Genomic DNA, 20,118 nt, shown 5'->3' with positions numbered 1-20,118 from the left:
GCGCACGCAATAGTCCTATCGCTTTGCAGGCAGAAAATCAACAATGCCGAGATCAATATACTGTCCGCCTTTGGTTTGCCTGCAGTGAACGGCGATGGTATTCTTCCCCGATTTCAGTGCTTTGATTCCCGCAGGTGCAATCGGCATCTCTTCATATTCCATCGAGAATCCACCTGCGCTGCCCGCGGGCACGCCATTGATAAAGATCTCGGCATCCTCATCGTGATGAATCCTGAAATGAAGGCTCGTTGCCTTCGCGGCAGGCATTGAGATCTCGGTTCGCAGCCAGATATCAGGCGTCTTCCATTCGGTCCGCACAATTGCCCCTGGCGTTTCTTTCGTTCCGAATCCACCGACGCCGGACTTCCATCCGTTGTCGTCGAAATCCGACTTGGACCAGCTCTCAGCCGGCTTGTCCATTGTGTACTTCCATGCCCGCCCCTCCTGCTCTGACGTCGGCACGAGCACTTTCACGATTGGAGGCGGAGGGATTCTGCTGAAATCCCCCTTATTCACTGCGGCCACCCGTTGGAGGTCCGGCTTCACGATCGCCCTGTCATAGGTCATCAGGCCATTGCATTCTACTTCGACATCGGTCGTCTGAGTATAGATTGCGGCGGAAAGACCGGGCGAATCTTTGAACGCGTACACCTGCTTCATGAACCTCTCGTAACGGGATGTGAGCTGTTCCGCGTTTGCCATACCCTGATATCCCCAGTGTTCTTTTTTCCACGTGTGTCCATCAACCGCAAGGCCGAGCCCCCCGAATTCACCCAGGACGATCGCGCGCTTTGGGTCAGGCTTGGGCGATTGCGGCGTTGGGTAGTTATGAATATCAAGCACGTCTCCGGCATTCTTGTCCGTCCATCCGCTTGCGTTGTTTACAAGTCGTGATGGATCCAGCTGTTTGACCCAGGCGGACAACCGCTCTGTGTCATATTGTCCCCATCCTTCGTTGAAAACAACCCACATGACGATCGAGGGATGATTGCAATGAGTCTGTATGAGTTTCTCCAGCTCAAGCTCGAACTGCTTTTTCGACTCGTCGGTCTTGTTGTTTCCGCTCGGCATATCCTGCCACACGATCAGACCGAGTTTGTCGGCCCAGTAGTACCAACGGTCGGGTTCCACCTTGACGTGCTTCCGCGCCATGTTGAATCCGAGTTTCTTCGTCATCTCAATATCATAGCGAAGGGCTTTGTCGGTAGGTGCAGTGTAGATTCCGTCGGGCCAAAATCCCTGGTCCAAGGGTCCAACCTGCATGACAAACTCGCCATTCAGCATTATCCGGTTGACGCCATGGCTGTCCGGCGCAATTTCGATTTTCCTCATTCCAAAATAGCTCTTCACGGCATCGACCGTGTGTCCGTGTTGAATCAGCTCGACCTTCAGGTCATACAAAAACGGATGCGACGGTGACCAGAGCTTGGGAGATTTGATCGGGAGAAGGATTTCCTCTCCGACATTACCTTCGGTTTCTACGGCCTGTTTTCCCTCATTGAGCACCAGGAGACGGACTTTCTGAGCGGCGGCGTCCCCGGTGCTTCTGACCGTTACCCGTACCTTCTTCTCATCCACGTCAGGGACAATCAGGAGATCTGCGATGTGATCAGCGCTGACTGGTTCAAGCCATACCGTCTGCCAGATGCCTGTTGCCGGCGTATACCAGATTCCGCCCGGCTTCAACACCTGTTTTCCACGCGGCTGATCACCCTGATCGCTGGGATCAAAGACCCCAACGATGATATCCTGAGTTCCTTCCTTCTTCAAGGCCGAGGTAATGTCGAACGAGAACGGGTCGTATCCTCCCTGATGCTTTCCGACCATGATCCCGTTCACAAAAACCGTCGCTTCCCAATCCACAGCGCCGAAATGAAGCACCACGTTCCGGCCTCCCCACTTTTTCGGCAGCGTGACGGTTCGCCGGTACCACACACGATCTGCGTGTTTCATGACGCCGGAAAGTGCGGACTCAATCGGATACGGTACCAGGATCTTCTCTTTGAGCTCCCTGTCGATGGGTGCGTCCTCACCGACTTTCCCTACTGCGAACTCCCACAGTCCGTTCAGGTTTAGCCAGTTCTCGCGAACCATCTGAGGACGCGGGTATTCGGGGAGCGGATTCGCCGGCGCTACGTCCTTCGCCCATCGTGTGAGGAGCGGAGCCCCCGCAGCGATTTTCCATTGAGCGTCAGCAGATTGGATGTGCAACAGAAGAATGGCTAGAGGGAGGAGAAAAAGAGTCTTTAGATTCATGATCATTCTCCGGAGTATGGATGTTATGAACAGAACCCGGGAAGGGCAAACCGGGAAACGTGCATTTCCAAGATGGAAGACAATACTGACAAAAGCAAAACGCCGACGCGGTCAAGGCCCCAGGCCGCTCTGCCTCGTTATTCGACCTTCCATTCGTACATTCCCGCCGAGAAATCAGGAATCGACTGGACCTCGAGACGCACGGCTGTGGTCCGTACCGGCTTGAATGAGACGACGCAAAACTTGTCCTTTTCCACGATGTACGGTGCGCTGGAGTCGACTGGCTTCCATGTGTCCCCGTCTTTATAAAGAGCCCGCCACGATTTCGGAAGGCGGCACTCGCCGATTCCGGTATCGTCGAACCAATACACTTCGATCCGTGAGACAGTCTGCTCCTTGTTGAAATCATACTGGACCCACTCGGCGGTTCCTTTGCGAGGCCACCAATGGAGGAACGGTATAGAATGATCGATGGAGTTCTGCGGCTCAAGTTGGTCATTGATCGCATCCGCGCGCCGTTTATCCGAGGCGGTCACCTTGCTCGTGTATGCAATCGTCGGCGCCGGCAGGGGCCGCGCAGCGGAGGCATCCCGTGCGAGCCATACAATCATCTGGCCAAGTCCGCGGTGTGCCCAGGCATAGTAGGGGATGGCGGTAAATTCCTGGGGAGGATCCGAAACCACGGTCCGCTCGAGCGTCCTCCTCACAGGAACCGACACGGCTTTGACCAGTTGAACGCCGTTGAGCAGATCTTTTCTGAATTCAGTCGTCAATGGCGTCTTCTCAGACAAGACGAGGTTCGTGACATTTCCGTCCTTGTTGTCGGGCCATTCGGCACAAAACAGCACAGGTCCTCGTTCGAGCGCAACACGCCCCGTGTTTTCGAGGAGCTTGTCATGTGCCGCCACCCGCCGGACCGGCATGGGGAAGTTGATCTCCACGACGTCCCCCTTTTTCCACATGCGTTTCACGATTGCGTACCCATTTGCCGCCGAATAAGCGATTGCCTGACCATTGACCTTGAGCGTGATCGGCGCGTTCGATTGATCCGTATACCGGTAGAGATCACTCGGCACCGGCCGGTTCTGTGCCCAACCGGGCATCCGGAACTTCAAGGCGAATTCAGCCGGCGTGTTCGGTGCGACGGACAAGGTGACGGCGCCGTCCCATGGATACAGCGTAGACTGCGTCATCGTGACCGCCCGCTGACCGAGTTTGATCGTGGATTCGCCGCCGATAAAGAGATTCACATAGATATCGCTGCCGTCTTCAGCATAGATGTAGCCTGCGATTGACGGAACAAACCGGACAACATTTGTCGGGCAGCAGGCACACTCGAACCATGCTGCGCGGGTTGCGCCGCGGAACGATTCGAGCGGGTTCGGATAGAAAAACCGATTCCCTTCCATCGACACTCCCGAGAGAAAACCATTGTAGATGATTCTTTCCAGCACGTCGATATATTTGCTGTCGCCGTGGAGGAGAAACATCCGGTGGTTCCAGAACGCATTCGCGATGGCAGCACATGTTTCGCAGTAAGCGCTCATGTTTGGCAGGGCGTACGAATGGCTGAAGCCTTCATTCCCACCCGTCGCACCAATACCTCCTGTAAGGTACATCTTCGTGCTCACGACATCGTTCCAAATCCTGTCAATGGCCTTGATATAGCTCGGGTCTCCGGTCAACGCAGCAACGTCGGCCATACCTGCGTACATGTAGGCCGCACGCACGGAGTGCCCCACCGCGCTGTCCTGCTCAAGCACCGGGATATGGTCCTGCGCATATTCGCCTATCAGTTCGTGTCCCTTCGAATCTCCCCGTTCGTCAAGAAAGAACTTGGCCGTTTTCAAATACTTTTCATCGCCCGTGACGCGGTAGAGTTTGCACAATCCGATCTCAATGACCTGATGTCCGGGGACTTCATGCCTTCCCGCCGGGCCGAACGTGCTGCAGATAAGGTTTGCGTTCTTGAGCGCGACATCGAGCAGGTTCCGTTTTCCCGTTGCGAGATAATGGGCGACAGCCGCCTCATACAAGTGGCCGACATTGTAGAGCTCGTGACTGCCGTCTTTCTCGCCAACCCACCTGTTCTTTCCGCCAGGCGGCGCGTACGACGAATCCATGAGTTTCCGAGGCGTATAGAGGTACCCGTCCTCTTCCTGCGCAGCCGCGATGATTGTAATGAGGCTATCGAGGTAATGAGACAGCTGCTCATCCGGATGGATCGCAAGCGAATAGGAGGCTCCTTCGATCGCCTTGAAGACATCGGAATCGTTGAACTGATACCCTTTGTACCTTCCAGCCTTCAGGCCCGCGGCCTTTGCGAAGTTGTCCACGCGGCCGGTTATTTCGCATTCCTTGAAGTTGTGCGGAAGCGTGACGGTTCTATTGATCTCGAGCCGTTGAGACCAGAAACTGTCCTTGATATGAACCTGTGTGAACGGCACAGGTTTGATCGGATAGTCTTTCGCCCCTTGTCCGGGAGCCACAACTGTCGAAGCGATGGCGAGCGCAGCGAGAGCAAGGAACGTCGATTGAATGGATTTCATTGCAGATACGCCTCCGGGTTCTTGGATCAGTCTTTTTTAACCGATATCAAACAGTCGTACAACTGGGCAGTTGTTTTGTTATCCCGCGCTCGGAACGTGACAGCCACTCTGTTCTTGCCGCTGAGCAGCTCCTCCGGAATCGCATACTTCTTCTCAACGAATTCGGCCCCTGTCGCGGCACCTATCGCCTGGGCGGCGATCTTTACACCATCGACGAGAATGTCGAAAGCGGATTCCTTCTCCCCTTCACCGAATACGCACACGAGGTCGTTGGCACGGCCGGGGCGGACGGCGACATCATAGCGGAACGACAGAGGTGATTGCACCCATTTTCGTCCCCGCCTCTCCCCTTTTTCAAACCGCCAGGCCTGGAAATTATGATCGCGATCCGACTCCGAATCCCCCACGAGCACATGGTCAACGATTCCCGGGGCCAGGTGAGGACGCGATTTCTGACGCGCCTGCCATTCATACGGAGCGTACATGTTCCAATAGACGGCGTATCGTTGTCCGAATGTTCTGTAGAAGGGAATCAGCGTCACGTCATTCGGCTCTCCGACTCCGACAGTCCGAAAAGTCAAGGGCTTGCCCGGCACTTGCCTGATCCAGCTGTTTGGATCCGGGTTCGAAACGACCAGGGAGGGAACTGGAATAGCCGCCCCCTGAGAAACCATGCGATCGACATCCGGCAGCCCCAATCCATTCTGCATTTCCTTCGTCATCACTTCAGTCCCCAATGCTCCGGCAAGAACGACCGGGCCATAGAGAATTGCGCCCAGCGTCCGATCATCCTGGAACCGCGATAGTCTCAGCTCCATCGGCAGACTGATTAGTATCACATCCCCTGTATTCCATTTTCGACGAAGTTCGACATATCCCCTGGCACTAGGTTTGACCGTCTGAACCTTTCCGTTGACCCTGACTTCAAAACCCTTCGTGGTCCAGGAAGGCATGCGAATAAGAAGTGTGAGCTCCGTGACGGACCGAAGCTTCATGCTGATCTCAGATGACTCCTGATCCGGGAACATGGTTTCCTGTCGGATGGTTGCTCCTTTCTCAACCCATCGCACTTCAGAAGAAACAAACAGGTTCACAAAAAGCTCATCGTCGCTATGGTAGTAGATACCGCTGCCCAGCTTGGCGAACGACTCGATGCCCGATCCGTTGCAGCAGAAATACGAGGAGTCAGGAATGCCGAACATCTTGAACAGTCCCGATCTCAACGGCACATAGTACATGATCGCCCCGCCGACATCTGGGTGATGTGTAGGAAGGATGGCGCTGAAGAGGGCGCGCTCATAGTAGTCGGCGAACCGGGAATCCGCAGACCAGGAAAACAGGTGATCGGTGAGCTTGAGCATGTTGTAGGTGCAGCAGTTCTCGTGCGATTCCTGGCTCAACTGGTCCGAGAGATGATGCGGGTCTTCACGCCAGTGTTCAAAGTTGCTCGTGCCGCCAGTGACATACGAACGGACATCCACGACTTCATTCCAGAAGTACGATGCCGCATCGAAGTACGATTTCTCACCGGTCAGTTCATACCTGCGCGCAGCACCGATAACCTGTGGAATGTGTGTGTTCACATGCAGTCCCTTCAGCTCATCCCTCCGCTCGATGAGCGGATCGAGGAATGACCGCTTTTCAAATCTCCGCGCCAAAGCACGATGAGCCTGATCTCCCGTGACGGCATAGAGATCAGAGAGGGTTTCCGCCATGCCACCAAACTCGACCTTCAACATCGTTTGCATCTGCTTCTCATCGAGCCGGTCGGTGCGCGACTTCACCCAGCCAGCCATGTTCGTGACGACCGTGAGCGCCTGCTGATCGTCGCACATCGCGTACATATCGAGCAACCCAGCCATGATCTTGTGCAGTGTATAATATGGCGCCCACACACGCTTGCCACTTTCAACCCGATCTATCAATTCTTCCGGATAGGCGCTGATATATCCGGATGAACCAAGCGCCTTCTGACAAGATGCCAACGCAGTGACGACCTCCATCCCCCTTTGCTTCACTCGCTCGTCACCTGTCGCGGAATACATCAAAGCACAAGCCGACATGAAGTGACCGGTGAAATGTCCGCGGAGCTCGCAATTCGGAGCTTCCCATCCGCCGAGCGGCTCCGCCTTTGACGGGAGTCCAGCGTTGACGCGGAAATTGTGGACAAGCCGATCGACGGAGAGACTGAGAAGGTACATTCTGTTTCGATCGAGGAGTTCCTTGAGGGGTCCGGAAAGCAGCCTGACCTGTTTCAGATCAAAGGGACGCGCCTTGAACTGCACTTGCGCAGTCAGGGCCAGTTTCCTGGCGCCCGGTTTCTCCTTTGGCTCCGACGCGTGCGTATACGACAGCGATGTGAGGAGGCAGCATGCTACCAGAACGGATTTCATGGATTCCTCAGTTAGTACGTTATCATGACTTTGACAACGTGGTCGCGGTAATCCGCATTCAACGAGAAGGCCTGGGGCACTTGTGTCAGCGGGAAGCGGTGACTGACTAGGCTTTTGACGTCGATGAGCCCTTTTGCCACAAGATCGATGGCGCGTGGATACGTGTGTTTCATGCGCCTCGACAGCAGAATCGTAAGCCCCTTGCGGCGTGCCGTCGAATGCTGCAGGGTGAGCTGGTCTTCGCGCGGAATTCCCACCAGGACGAGACAACCTCCGTGGCGCGTCATTTCCGCCGCGAGCTGAATCGTCGAGTCAGCCCACGCGGCTTCGAAAGCGACATCGACGCCGCGCCCGAGCGTCTGGATCATCAGTTTTTCCCGCGCATTCGTTCTGGCCGAGTCGATCGGGATACCGCCGAACTTCTCGACGAGCGAAAGTCGCCACGGAAGCTGCTCCACGACATAGACCGGCTTCATGCCGGCAAGGGTTGCGGCCTGGAGAATCAGGAGCCCGATCGGACCTGCGCCGACAATGACCGCTGATTCATCTGAGGTTGGCTTGGCGAGATCGACAGCGTGAAGTGCAACACCCAATGGTTCGAGCAATGCCCCGGACTCCAGGTCCACTGCGTCAGGAAGAGGGAAACAGGACCGGGCAGGCATCACGATGCGTTCACAGAAACATCCTCCGTCCGGGTACAGGCCGCAGAAATGCAGACTCGTGCAAAGATTCGGATGACCGCGGAGACACAACTCGCACAGACCGCATGGCTGAGCCGGATCCACCGCCACGCGCATTCCCGGCTGCAAACCGGTCAGGTCCTCGGTGAACGCATCGTCGCCGACCTGTTCCACCGTACCGGCGAACTCATGCCCAAGGACGAGAGGGCCCCTCAGCTTGGTATCGCCTATCTGTGCATCAAGATACGTGTGAAGATCGCTGCCACAGATGCCGGCAGCTCCCACGCGAATGAGCACCTCGCCTTTCGCTGGAGGTTTCGGATCAGATAGCTGCTCCACTTTCATTTCTCGCGGAGCGTGGAGTCGTACACCGGTCATGGCCATGATTAAATTTCCTTCGTTTGGCCTATCGGACACTGGATACGAAAGGGCTGAAGTCCCTCGGCGAATTCCGGATTAGAACATACTCTCGCCTTCATACAGCACACCTGCCGGGCGATTGAACGAAAGGTCCTTGATTCCCATCAGCCGCATGGCATCCCAGAGTGAGCGCCCGGAGTGGTCGAATGCCACCGCCGTATGGTGCGGGAATCTCTTGTCAAGGAGCACGTGGCGGTAGAATCTCCCCATCTCACGCACCGCAAACACCGCAATGCATCCAAACGATTTCGGATTGATGTTGAGGATCTCCCCCTCTGCGACGTAAGCCTTCAACTCGGCGTCCGCAGTCGACTGAAGTCTGAACAACGTCATTGTTCCCGGCCGTATCTGCCCTTCCAGCGTGCCGCGCGTGATCTTCGGATCCTTTCCCGGTTCCATCAGTCGGTGCATGATAAGCTGGTACTTCATTTCGAACGTGGCCATGCAGGATGAAGACGTGTTGCCGCAATGGAATCCCATAAAAAGATCATTGTTCGTGTACTGCCCGACGGTTGGCCGGGACTCCTCATACATATCCTGCGGAACGGTGTTGTTGATGTCGAGAATTGCTGCCGGCATCTCTGTTGCGCACGTCGCAATGTACTCGCTCAATGCACCATAGATGTCTGATTCACACGAAATTGGTATTCCGTGCGTCGCGAGCCTGGAATTGATGAAGCACGGCACAAACCCGAAGTACTTCTCGAAGGAAGGCCAGCACTTGTTCGCAAACACGGCGTACTTCGACGCGCCGAGGTTCTTCTCCATGAAATCCAGGAGTGCGATTTCAAACTGCGCGAGCGGTTCCAGCAGATCGGGATACATGTTCCCTTTCCCAAGTTCTTTCGCCATGTCTGCAGCAACCGACTTGATCCGCGGGTCTCCCTTTTTCGAAAGGAAGATGTCGTACATATCCAGCTCGCTGTTTTCCATGATCTCGACACCAATATCAAAGAGCGGCTTGATCGGAGCATGACAGGTGAGGAAATCAAATGGGCGCGGACCGAACGAGAAGATCTTCAACTGCTTCAGGCCAATGCATATTCTCGCGACGGGCATGAACTCCCGTATCATCTCGGCGACATCGGCTCCAGACCCGACCGGGTTACGCGGGATGTGGACGTTGAGATTCCGCAACCCGACGTTGTACGACGCGCTCAGGAGTCCGCAGTAGGCGTCTCCCCTTCCGTCGTAGAGGTCCTTTCCTGTCTCCTCCGCAGCGGCGGCGAGCATGACGGGTCCCTGGAATTTCTGAGCGAGAAGCGTGGTCGGCCCTTCCGGACCGAAATTGCCCAGATACAAGACGAGAGCATTGATCTTCTTTTCCCTGAGTTCATCGAGAGCCTTCAGAACGTCGTTTTCGTTTTCAACGATGGTCTGTAGTTCGACAACGTGGATGTTCCTGGCTTTACATTCCTCAACGACTTTTGCCCGCCGTTTTCTCGAGAGTTCAGCCAGGAAGCAATCCCTGCTTACTGCCAGCACACCCATTGTCACCGTCGGAATATTCTTCATACGATCTCTCCTTTCAAAGTCATTCTATTTCTGCCCGTAGTATGCATCAGGACCATGCTTTCTCAGGTAGTGTTTATTGATCAACGTTCTCTTCAGCGGCATCGCCGCCGGATTAATTTGCAGCGTCAGATATGCCATTTTCGCCAGTCCTTCGAGTATCTGACTATGATGCAAGGCCTGCTCCGGAGAGTCCCCCCATGCGAACGGTCCATGACCACCGACGAGCACCATTTGAGTGTCTCTGTATGAACGAGCGCCGAACGCGTTCACAATCTGCTTTCCTGTTTCCTCCTCATAGTCGCCTTGGATCATCTCATCGCTCATGACCTCGGTGCAGGGGATCTCGCCCGGCAGGAAGTCCGCGTGCGTCGTTCCGAGTATCGGTATCGGTTTCAGGGCCTGCGCCCACGCTACCGCATACGTCGAATGAGTGTGGACAATGCCGCCTATCTCCGGAAAGCTCCGGTACAAATGCGTATGGGTCTTCGTGTCCGAAGACGGCCGGAGCCTTCCCTCAACAATCTTGTTTTCCAGGTCGACCACGACAATGTCATCCACTTTGAGATCGTGGTACGGCACACCGCTCGGCTTGATCGCCACCAGGCCCTCAGCGCGGTCGATCCCGCTGACGTTGCCAAACGCCTGCACAACGAGTCCCATGTGCGGCAATTCCCTGTTCGCCTTCCACACACGCTGCTTAAGTCCGCTGATTGAGCTCATCGCTGCCTCCTCATGCTCTGGATTTCCTGTTCCACATATTCTCCCAGCTTGCCATAGCGATTGTAGAGCGTGTCGTATTGTTTCGCACGCACGGGGTCGGGGCGGTACTCCTGTTCGATTCCGCTCCCCATTCCTTGTTTCGCTTCCTCGACGGATTGATAAATCCCGGCCGCGACCGCAGCGCACATCGATGCACCCAGTGCGCAGGTTTGCTCAGACCGGGGTACTTTGATGGGCATGTCCAGCACATCGGCAACGACCTGCATGATGAACGGGGATTTCTTCGCAACACCGCCGATAGCAATCACGCCTTCGATCCGTACCCCCTCGCTGCGGAAGCGTTCGACGATTTTCCTCGCTCCGAATGCCGTCGATTCAACGAGCGCGCGGAACATTCGGGGAGCATCGCTTCCAAGCGTGAGCCCCGTGATAGCTCCTTTCAACAGCTGATTTGCATCAGGAGTCCTTCGCCCGTTCATCCAGTCGAGCGCCAGAATCCCGGACTCATCAACCGGAAGCCGGGCCGCCTCCATGGAGAGCGTCGTAATCATGCGCTCAGTCGCTTCTTCGATGACCTTCGTTTTGGTTCGCTCATCGAGCAACTCGCTCCGGGCGACGACGTTCCCGATCGGCCATAACAGCAGGTCACGGAACCATGCATAGACGTCTCCGAATGCCGATTGTCCCGCTTCGAGTCCGATCATTCCCGGTATGATTGATCCATCGACCTGGCCGCATATACCCTTCACGAGCCGATTGCCGAGTTCTCGGGGCGGGGCGACGAGCATGTCACACGTTGACGTGCCCATGATCTTGAGCAAAACATACGGAGTAATCTCGCCTCCGACAGCTCCCATGTGCGCATCAAATGCTCCAACGCCAATCTGCACCCCCGCATAAAGGCCGAGCCGTCGGGCCCAGTCAGCCGTCAGTGTCCCGACGCTGATGTCGCTTGTGTATGTCTTCTCGAACAGTCTGCCGCGCAGTCCGGCCAGGAGAGGATCGAGTATTCCAAGGAATTCTTCTGACGGAAGCCCGCCATACGATTCGTGCCACATTGCCTTGTGGCCGGCTGCACATCGACTCCGCTTTATGGTCAACGGATCGGTCTGCCCTGTCAGCATCGCAGGTATCCAATCGCAGTGCTCGACCCATGAAAATGCAGCTTTGCGAACGGCAGGATCTTCGCGAAGGATGTGAAGCAGTTTCGCCCAAAACCACTCAGAGGAATAAATGCCTCCCTCATATTGAGTATAGTCAATGCCTCCCCATGATCGCGCGAGCGTATTAATTTCGCCCGCTTCATCGACCGCTGTATGGTCTTTCCAGAGGACGAACATCGCGTTCGGATTCTCTGCAAACTCGGCGAGCAGTGCGAGAGGCGTCCCTTGCCTGTCAACGGCCACGGGGGTCGAGCCGGTGGTATCCACCGACAGGCCGGCAATTTTCTCCGCTGTCCCCACAGGCGCCTCGAGCAGTGCCTGTCGGACTGTGCACTCAAGCCCCTCGATATAGTCGAGAGGATGCTGCCGAAACTGATTGCGGGCCGGGTCGCAATACTTCCCATCCCGCCAACGCGGATAGTGAAATACCGCGCTGGAAACCTCAGTACCGTCCGCCGCGTCAACAATCAGAGTGCGGACTGAATCAGTCCCGTAGTCAACTCCGATGACGAAACGCTTGGTGTCCATAATTCCTCGCGTGTGTAATCCTGATAGTATTGGACGTTGTCTCTTGTGAGGATGTCGATGGGAACCATGATCTTTCGCTTGACAGGCTCACGGAGAACCACGTGTTCGTACAGACAGTAGACTCCTTCGTACCCCTGCATTTCGGGTCTTTGACTGATCAAGAAGTCAACGGCGTTTCTTTCGAGCGCTCTGAGATTCTTCTCGACGAGGTCGTAACCGATGAGGGAGACTCTTTCCCGGTCCGGGAGTGCATTGACCAGCCGAGCAACTGAGTGTGTCCAGGCGTTCGAAACAAACACGCCGCCCAGGTTCTTGTTCTCCCGCAGCATGAGCTCAACAACTCCGGCGAACGCCTTCTCGCCCTTATGGCTGTCAACCTCATACACTCGCGCCCCTTGCTGGGGACTGTCGCGCAGACCTGAGAGAAACCCGCGAATTCTTTCCGTGATGTGGAAATCCTCAGGCATAACCTTGACAATCGCAACCGACCTGCCGTTCCGCACCGACTTAAGCATCAACCCCGCTGCCAGAAGACCGCTCTGGTAAGGGTCCTGGCCGATGAACGAGAGGCACTCCGTTCCCGGAATCATAGAATCGATGAAGACAAACGGAATTCCTCCCGGAATCGCAGGTATGAGCTTTTGCGCGATTTGCGGAAGGACCGGAGCGATGAGCAGTCCGTCGGGTTTCGCCCCCAGCGCGTCGCGAAGGGCGCGTTCGAATGATCGTTCGGAATACCGGTCGAAGTAGTGTGAACGCAGGTGCACCTTGTATACTTGCAGTTCGCGTCCGGCCCTCTCGATTCCCATCATCGGTATGTTCCAATACCCGCTGTCCTGCGAAAGCCGGGGAAGCACGATGCCGAACCTATACGCCTTATCGAGGGACAGATTGCGGGCATGGATATTCGGCCGGTAGCCGAGCTTTCGGATGATCTGCTCGACGCGTGCCTTGGTTTCCGCAGAGACACGTCCCCTGTTGTGGAGAACGCGATCGACGGTACCGATGGAAACCTGTGCGCGGGCGGCTATGTCTTTTATCGATGGCAAATCAGTTTCTGTTTACTGTTCACTGTTTACTCTTCACCTTTTCCCACTCACATGTTCTTCCCGCTTCGCCGAAACGCACTCACATTCGTTTTGTCGATCACAATCGTACCGGTATCGATGCTCCGCGGGAGAGGGATGATTTTAGCTTCCCTCCAGTTGTTGACGAGTTGCATGTTGTTGTGATTAAGATCGTAGAGTAGCTCGAGGCCCATATATGCCATCGTGTACGTTCGCTGTGCAATCGAGGCTTCGATAATGCCCTGCTCGATGAACTCGAGCGTCGTTTCGTTCCGGTCCATAGCGATGATCTTCACCTTTCCGACCTTTCCGGCTTCCTTCACGGCGACGGCGCACCCTTCTCCCCCGGCCGCGTTGACACAGCCAAATCCGGCGAGGTTTGGATAGGCCTGCAATATCGAACGGGCAACCTTTTCTGCTTCTGTCGCAAGGGCCTGGTCATTGCCGATCTTCACGATCCTGATATCGGGATATGTCGCGAGGACTTCCTTGCACCCGCGTGCCCGCTCTTCGTGATTCAGCTGCCCAGGGATCATGAGCAGCGCGACCTCTCCTTTTCCCCCAATCGCACGCGCAAGCATCAATCCGGTCTGCCGGCCCGCATTGTAGTTGTCCGTTCCGATGTACGCGTAGCGCTTGCTGTTCGGGTCATCCGTATCGATGCAGATGACCGGGATTCCAAGATCGATGGCGCGATTGATGCTTGGCGTCATGACGTTCGATGCAGGCGCAATAAGGATTCCGGCCGGCCGGCGGGCGATGAGTTGTTCGAACTCCTTCACCTGCTGATTCGGATCGTTGCCGGTAGGGCCGCGCAATTCGGATTTGACCCCCAGCATTTTCGCTTTGTCTTCCATCCCCAGCCGCGCGTCAACCCAGTACGGATTCCCGACGGAAACGCCGATGAACACGTACTCTTCGTTGCTCGACGCAGCTTTCTTGCTTTCAGTGGTCGTTGAAACAGATCCCCAGGGCCTGAAAACAAACAGCAACACCACGATGCAAGCCAGGGCAACATTGATTGCTCGTTCCATGCGTTTGTTCCTTGTGGTTGTCAGAAAGCGAATGAATAGCCGTATGCGTTCTCGTGTCAGTTGATCGAGCATGACAGCGATGATGAGGATTGTGCCGGATACGATTCCTTCCGCATAGAAAGAAATGCGGAGGAACCCCAAACCGTTGGTGATGATGCTTGTGAGCATCAGCCCGAGGAATGTACCAAAGATTGTTCCCCGCCCGCCAGAGAGGCTGGCGCCGCCGACCACGACAGCAGCAATAATCCGCAGCTCTGCACCGGTCCCTGCCACCGGCGATGTCGCTCCGGTTTTCGCGGTCGCGATGACCCCGGCAAAGGCGGAGAGTGCCCCGGTGATGACATACATCCAGACTTTGAGGTTATCGACATCGATTCCGGAAAGGCGGGCCGCTTCTTCGTTGCCCCCGATGTAGTATGTCTTGCGCAGAAATCGCGATTTTCTCAGCAGGAAGTCGGAGAGAACAAGGAACACGAGCATGATCAGGATCGGCAGGAAGACTCCGAACAGCTTCTCTTGGCCGATGGCGAGGAATCCGGACGGAAAGCCGGTGATGGAGTTTCCCTGTGTGGCAACAAGGACAATTCCGCGTACGATCGTCATCGAACCAAGCGTCGTGACAAATGGATTGACCTTGACTTTCGTGATGAAGAATCCGTTGAACAGACCGACAGCACACCCGGCGAGTATTGCCCCGAAGAAGGCGACCGGCGTCGAAAAGCCGCTCTGCAGCAGCACCCCGACGATCAGGCCGCCGAACGCAAACGTCGAGCCGACAGAGAGATCGAAACCTCCCGTGATAATGACAAACGTCATCCCTATGGCAATCAGCCCGTCAAGCGAGATCCCCATCAGCACGGCTTCGAGATTTGACAGCGAGAGAAAACGGTTACCTTCACCCGGCTGCGCCGCATAAAACACGAGGGCGGTCACGATCACCGCAAGCAGGATGACAAACTCCCGAATCTTCAGGATTCTTTTCATAGTCTATGGTCGTTCTTGTGCAGTGCGGTGTAACATTTTTTCTCCCGGCTGTCCGACAGTTGGACTGTCGGACTCGAATCAAGCGAGAGTTTTACTCTCGGATCTTGCATGGTGCTTCGTTCTTTTCAAGCACAACATTTGCGCACATGATTGCGCCGCGAACGGCCACTCGACAACCTCATTAGAACTCCTGGAGTTTAACTCCAGCATGGGCCTTCTTCGACAGTGCAACCTGCCCGCCAAACCATGCTTTTTGGGGCAGGCGGGCTGTCGAAGAACAGCAGGCGCGCCGTTAGCGTGCAGTGCGGTGAAACATCAATTCCATGAGGCTCTGTTCGGTGAGATCTGATTTTAGTTCCCCCACGATTCTTCCATCTTTGAAGACTATCACACGATCGCTCAACCCGATGACCTCCTGCAGCTCAGACGAAACCAGGATGACAGATCCGCCACGTGAGGTGAACTCCCGGAGAAGAGCGTAGATCTCAATCTTCGAGCCGATATCAATTCCGCGTGTCGGCTCGTCCACAATCAGCACCTTTGGTTTGCACGCCAGGCACTTCGCAAGAAGAACCTTCTGCTGATTGCCCCCGCTCAGCGACCCGACCTCCTGATCGATGGAGTTGACCTTGATCGCCAAATCCTTCACCATCCTTGATGCGACGCCAGATACTTTTGCCGGCGAGAGTAGGATCGACGTGCTGCATTCTTCAAGGCATGCTGAGGTGATGTTCATTGCGACGCTATGGCTCAGGAAGAGCCCCTGCTCTTTCCTGTCCTCCGGCGAGTAGACTATGCCCCGCTCAATTGCCGTCGACGGGGCGTCAAGATCGAGGGGTATTTCTTCCAGGTCGATCGTTCCTGAGTCCTTCTGCCGATACGCGAAAATCGATTGCATTACTTCGCTGCGGCCGGAGCCTGTCAATCCGGCGACTCCGAGCACTTCGCCCTCCCGGACATCAAACGTAATGCCGTTGAACGTGTCCCGGAGACAGAAGTCCGTTACCTGAAGTCTCTTTCTTCCCGTCCCATCGCCTTTCGGCGGATAGATCTGGTGGATTTCTCTGCCCACCATGTATTGGATGATCGCATCCCGATTAGTATCGCCGCTGTTCAGGGTCACGATATGTTCGCCATCGCGGAAGACGGTGATTCTGTCCCCGATGCGAAACACTTCATCGAGTTTATGGGAGATGAAAATGATCCCAGTGCCCTGGTCCTTCAGCCGGGCAAGAAGCTCGAAGAGGCGCTCGACATCACTGCGTTCGAGTGCGGAGGTCGGTTCATCGAGGATCAGGATTTTGGCTCTGAGAGCGATCGCTTTCAGAACCTCGACGACCTGTTTCCTGGCGAGATTCAGTTCGCCGACGAGGGTGTCAGCGGGTATCGAAAAAGAAAATTCGCGGAGATGATCATCGCTGAGCTTGTTCAGAAGCCGGTGATTGACGAGGCCGAATGATCCCGGCTCACGGTTCGCGAAAATGTTCTCGGCCACGGAGAGGTTGTTGCAGAGGCTCAGCTCCTGAAACACAGTCCCAACGCCGAGGCTCCTCGCCTCCTGCGGGGACTGCGGATTCACCTCTCTCCCGTCAAGGAGAATCTGCCCTTCTTCCTTCTGGTGGACACCGGAGAGGATCTTCATCAAGGTGGATTTGCCGGCTCCGTTTTCTCCGACGAGTGCATGGATTTCACCGGCAGCCAGCGTGAAGGACGCGCGGCGAAGCGCCTGGGTTGATCCAAAGCTCTTGGAGATCTGCCTGACTTCGAGGAGATGAGCCATAGAACAGGAGGGAAGCGAAGTGATTGTTGTCCGGCCCCGGAGACTTGAGAAACGAGCCTTCCCGCAGCACATCATGCATCGGTGCACGTTGCTCTGCCTGACGGAAAGCGGATCTCCGGAAACGCTGCGCTAGAAGTTGCGGTAACGCACACGCAAAAGCAAGGGAATTCTGAAGCAGATCGCCGTCACCCAGACGCCATGGCACCGGGTAACCGTCAGCCACTGCTGCTATCGGACCGAGAATTTGTAGACCGTCGCTGACACCAGCGTCTGGCCGGGCTTTAGAGTCGTCGTCGGGAACTCCGGCTTGTTTGGCGAGTCAGGGAAATGCTGGGTCTCAAGGCAGAACCCATAGCGATGCTCGTATTTCTTTCCTCCCTTTCCGACATGCGTGCCGTTAAGAAAATTGCCGGAATAGAACTGCATACCGGGTTCGGTCGTCAGCACCTCCATCACCCGACCCGATGTCTTCTCGTACACTCTCGCGGCCAGGCTCATGGAGTTCTCAGCTTTGTTCAGGACCCAGTTATGGTCGTATCCTCCACCGCTCTTCAGCTGTTCGTACGGCTCATTGATGCGGGCTCCAATGGCGGTCGGAACAGTGAAGTCCATCGGCGTTCCCTTCACGCTTCTCAACTCACCCGTCGGAATCAACCCGGTGTCGACTGGCGTGAACCGTTCTGCATCAATGAACAGTTCATGATCGAGGATGGCTCCGCTTCCTGCTCCGGCCAGGTTGAAATACGAGTGATGGGTCAGATTCACCACGGTCTGCTTGTCGGTCGTCGCTGAGTATTCGATCTTCAATTCATTGTTCTCGGTCACCGAGTACACGACTCTGACGGCGAGCGTCCCCGGATATCCTTCTTCCCCATCCTTGCTGACATAGTTCAGCGCCAGGGATTTGCCCGGCATGGTTTCCTTTTCATCCACGCTCCATACGACCTTATCGAATCCCTTCAAACCGCCGTGGAGATGGTTCAACCCATTATTAGCCGCAAGCGTATAGGAGTTTCCGTTCAATGCGAACTTTCCTCTTCCGATCCTGTTACCGTAGCGCCCAATCAGTGAGCCGAAATACGGTGTGTCTTTGAGATAGCTCGCCAGGGAATCAAATCCAAGAACGATATCAGCCCGCTTGCCGTCTCGGTCCGGCACGACCAGGGATACGACGATCCCCCCGTAGTTCGTGATCCGGGCTTCCATTCCATTCTTGTTGTGAAGAGTGTAGAGGAACACCTCTGTCCCTTCGTTGGTCTTTCCGAATGAGATTTTTTCCATCGTGGTCGACTCCTGTTGTTTCCCGGTGCATGAAGCAAGGAGAGCAAGAAGAAATAGCCCAAGGATTAAGGTGACGGGGAATGGCTTCATATGAGTGTTCCTCTCGTGAAGGTAGGCGTCTCGCGAATCCGATATGAATATGCCATAACGCGGGATGATTGTCCAGAGCAAACCGTTTGGCGGAGGAATCAGAAGGGGAAATCCTTCTGGCTATCGATCAGTTTTTCCAGTTTTTGCTCTTGCGGTTTCTTCGCCTTCTGGTGCACCGCGTTTGCGACAACATAGATGGCTTTCCGGGGCGTTGTCGGGCAGGCGTGTTCGCAGGCGCCGCAGCCGACGCAGATTTCGTTATTCAACTCAGGGATCACGAGTTTCTGTTCGTACGGAACCATTTTGACAGCCTTCGTCGGGCAATGCTCAGAACATGCACCGCAATCCTTCTTCTTCGCCACGACGATACAATCGTCTTTGACAAAACTCGCCCTGCCCAGCTGGATTTCTTTCTTGGCAGCGACATCGAGAGGAAGGATCGCCCCTGTCGGACACACCTGTGAACAGAGAACGCACTCGTAGTTGCAGTAGCTCGCATTATAGTTCATTTTCGGCTGCATGATGCCTGCCAGGCCATACTCGAACAGCGACGGTGAAAGAACCTGCGGCGGGCAAACGCTGATACACAAATGACACGCCGTGCAGAGATTCGAAAACCGGTCGCTGCTCTGTGAACCCGGCGGCGTCACCGGCATCCCTCTGCTCGCGTCGTAGGTAGCAGTCGATGCGGACGGATCTCCTGCGGGGCCTTGTCCGGGAAACACCATGGCAGATCCTGTCGCCACAAGCGCGCCCAGAAAAGCCCGTCGGGGCGAATCAACCACCCTCTCCTCAGGTGCCTTTGTCTTTCTCCCCCACCCCTCAAACTTCAACGCCACGGTCGGACACGAATCGATACAGTTGAAACAGCCGACACACGCGTGCACGTCGATCCTTTTCGACCCGCTGTCGAGGCAATTCGCCTTACAAACCATCTCACAGAAACCGCAGTCGGTGCACCGCTCTGTCACAATCGAAATTCTGAACAACGAGAAGCGTGAGATCAATCCAAGCAGAGCACCCGCCGGGCACAACAGATTGCAGAACAACCTGCCATGATAGTATGAGAGGTAGACCACAAGGCCGAGAAATGCGAAGGTGAGAAGAACCGCAACAGCCGTGATATGGAGGAGCGGAATGTTAAACAGCAGGAAGATCCCCAACCGGCTCAGAACAAACGCAGCCGCGTTGTTGAACGAAACGAGAACCGGGTCACCCAGATTGGTCGCGATGCGCCCAAAGTTGCTGAATGGCTCGAGGAGATCGACGAGGATCATGCTTCCGGCAACGGCGAAAACTGCCGACACTGCGAGGAGCGCATAGTGGACAACGATGGGAGCCGGCTTGTAGCGGTACCATCGCCGGCGACGCATGCGACCTGAAAGCCGGATGACAATGTCCTGAAGAGTGCCGAGTGGACAGATCGTGGAGCAATAGACCCGCCCGAAGGCAACGGTGAGAAGAAGTACACCGAGCAGACCCAACGATGCAACTGTGAGTCCGGAGACAAGCCGGGTAAGCGATGGGATGAGCTGCAGCGAGCCGAGGACCGTCATCAACCAGGTTGGAACCCGGCCCGTGAAGTCCAGAAAAACGGCCGACACGAGAACAAACACCACCACAGCAATCGTGACCCTGATCTTCTTCAGTGGATGCAA

12 protein-coding genes are annotated in these 20,118 nt (G+C 55.5%); all 12 read right to left on the bottom strand.

Features of this window, described 5'->3' with window-relative positions; all coding sequences use genetic code 11:
* Positions 1 to 15: 15 nt before the first annotated feature.
* Complete coding sequence (locus NTU47_08130; GenBank protein MCX6133764.1) at positions 16 to 2,256, bottom strand: hypothetical protein; 2,241 nt, start codon at positions 2,254 to 2,256, stop codon at positions 16 to 18.
* Positions 2,257 to 2,393: 137 nt separating this feature from the next.
* Positions 2,394 to 4,805 (bottom strand): glycoside hydrolase family 127 protein, encoded by a 2,412-nt coding sequence (locus NTU47_08125; GenBank protein MCX6133763.1) that lies wholly within the window; start codon positions 4,803 to 4,805, stop codon positions 2,394 to 2,396.
* Between the two features lie 26 nt (positions 4,806 to 4,831).
* Positions 4,832 to 7,198 (bottom strand): glycoside hydrolase family 127 protein, encoded by a 2,367-nt coding sequence (locus NTU47_08120; GenBank protein MCX6133762.1) that lies wholly within the window; start codon positions 7,196 to 7,198, stop codon positions 4,832 to 4,834.
* 11 nt (positions 7,199 to 7,209) lie between these two features.
* A complete protein-coding gene (locus NTU47_08115; GenBank protein MCX6133761.1) occupies positions 7,210 to 8,262 on the bottom strand; it encodes an alcohol dehydrogenase catalytic domain-containing protein in 1,053 nt (350 codons plus the stop codon).
* Between the two features lie 72 nt (positions 8,263 to 8,334).
* Positions 8,335 to 9,813, bottom strand: coding sequence for a hypothetical protein (locus NTU47_08110; GenBank protein ID MCX6133760.1), 1,479 nt, complete (start codon positions 9,811 to 9,813; stop codon positions 8,335 to 8,337).
* A 24-nt stretch (positions 9,814 to 9,837) separates the two neighbouring features.
* Entirely contained in the window at positions 9,838 to 10,533 is a 696-nt protein-coding gene (gene araD, locus NTU47_08105; protein ID MCX6133759.1) for an L-ribulose-5-phosphate 4-epimerase AraD, read from the bottom strand.
* Positions 10,530 to 12,224: a ribulokinase gene (locus NTU47_08100; GenBank protein ID MCX6133758.1), complete on the bottom strand. Its 1,695-nt coding sequence runs from the start codon at positions 12,222 to 12,224 to the stop codon at positions 10,530 to 10,532. Before NTU47_08100 ends, araD begins: the two co-directional genes overlap by 4 nt.
* Entirely contained in the window at positions 12,164 to 13,273 is a 1,110-nt protein-coding gene (locus tag NTU47_08095; GenBank protein MCX6133757.1) for a LacI family DNA-binding transcriptional regulator, read from the bottom strand. Before NTU47_08095 ends, NTU47_08100 begins: the two co-directional genes overlap by 61 nt.
* 47 nt (positions 13,274 to 13,320) lie before the next feature.
* Positions 13,321 to 15,309, bottom strand: a complete 1,989-nt coding sequence (locus tag NTU47_08090) for a substrate-binding domain-containing protein (GenBank protein MCX6133756.1) — start codon at positions 15,307 to 15,309, stop codon at positions 13,321 to 13,323.
* A gap of 292 nt (positions 15,310 to 15,601) precedes the next feature.
* Positions 15,602 to 17,089 (bottom strand): sugar ABC transporter ATP-binding protein, encoded by a 1,488-nt coding sequence (locus NTU47_08085; protein MCX6133755.1) that lies wholly within the window; start codon positions 17,087 to 17,089, stop codon positions 15,602 to 15,604.
* Between the two features lie 228 nt (positions 17,090 to 17,317).
* A complete protein-coding gene (locus NTU47_08080; GenBank protein MCX6133754.1) occupies positions 17,318 to 18,460 on the bottom strand; it encodes a galactose mutarotase in 1,143 nt (380 codons plus the stop codon).
* Between the two features lie 98 nt (positions 18,461 to 18,558).
* Positions 18,559 to 20,118: a 4Fe-4S binding protein gene (locus tag NTU47_08075; protein MCX6133753.1), complete on the bottom strand. Its 1,560-nt coding sequence runs from the start codon at positions 20,116 to 20,118 to the stop codon at positions 18,559 to 18,561.

This window comes from Ignavibacteriales bacterium (assembly GCA_026390595.1).
Classification (GTDB): Bacteria; Bacteroidota; Ignavibacteria; order UBA10030; family UBA10030; genus UBA9647.
Note: the sequence above shows the minus strand (reverse complement) of the source record. Positions and strands in the feature narration are given on the sequence as shown.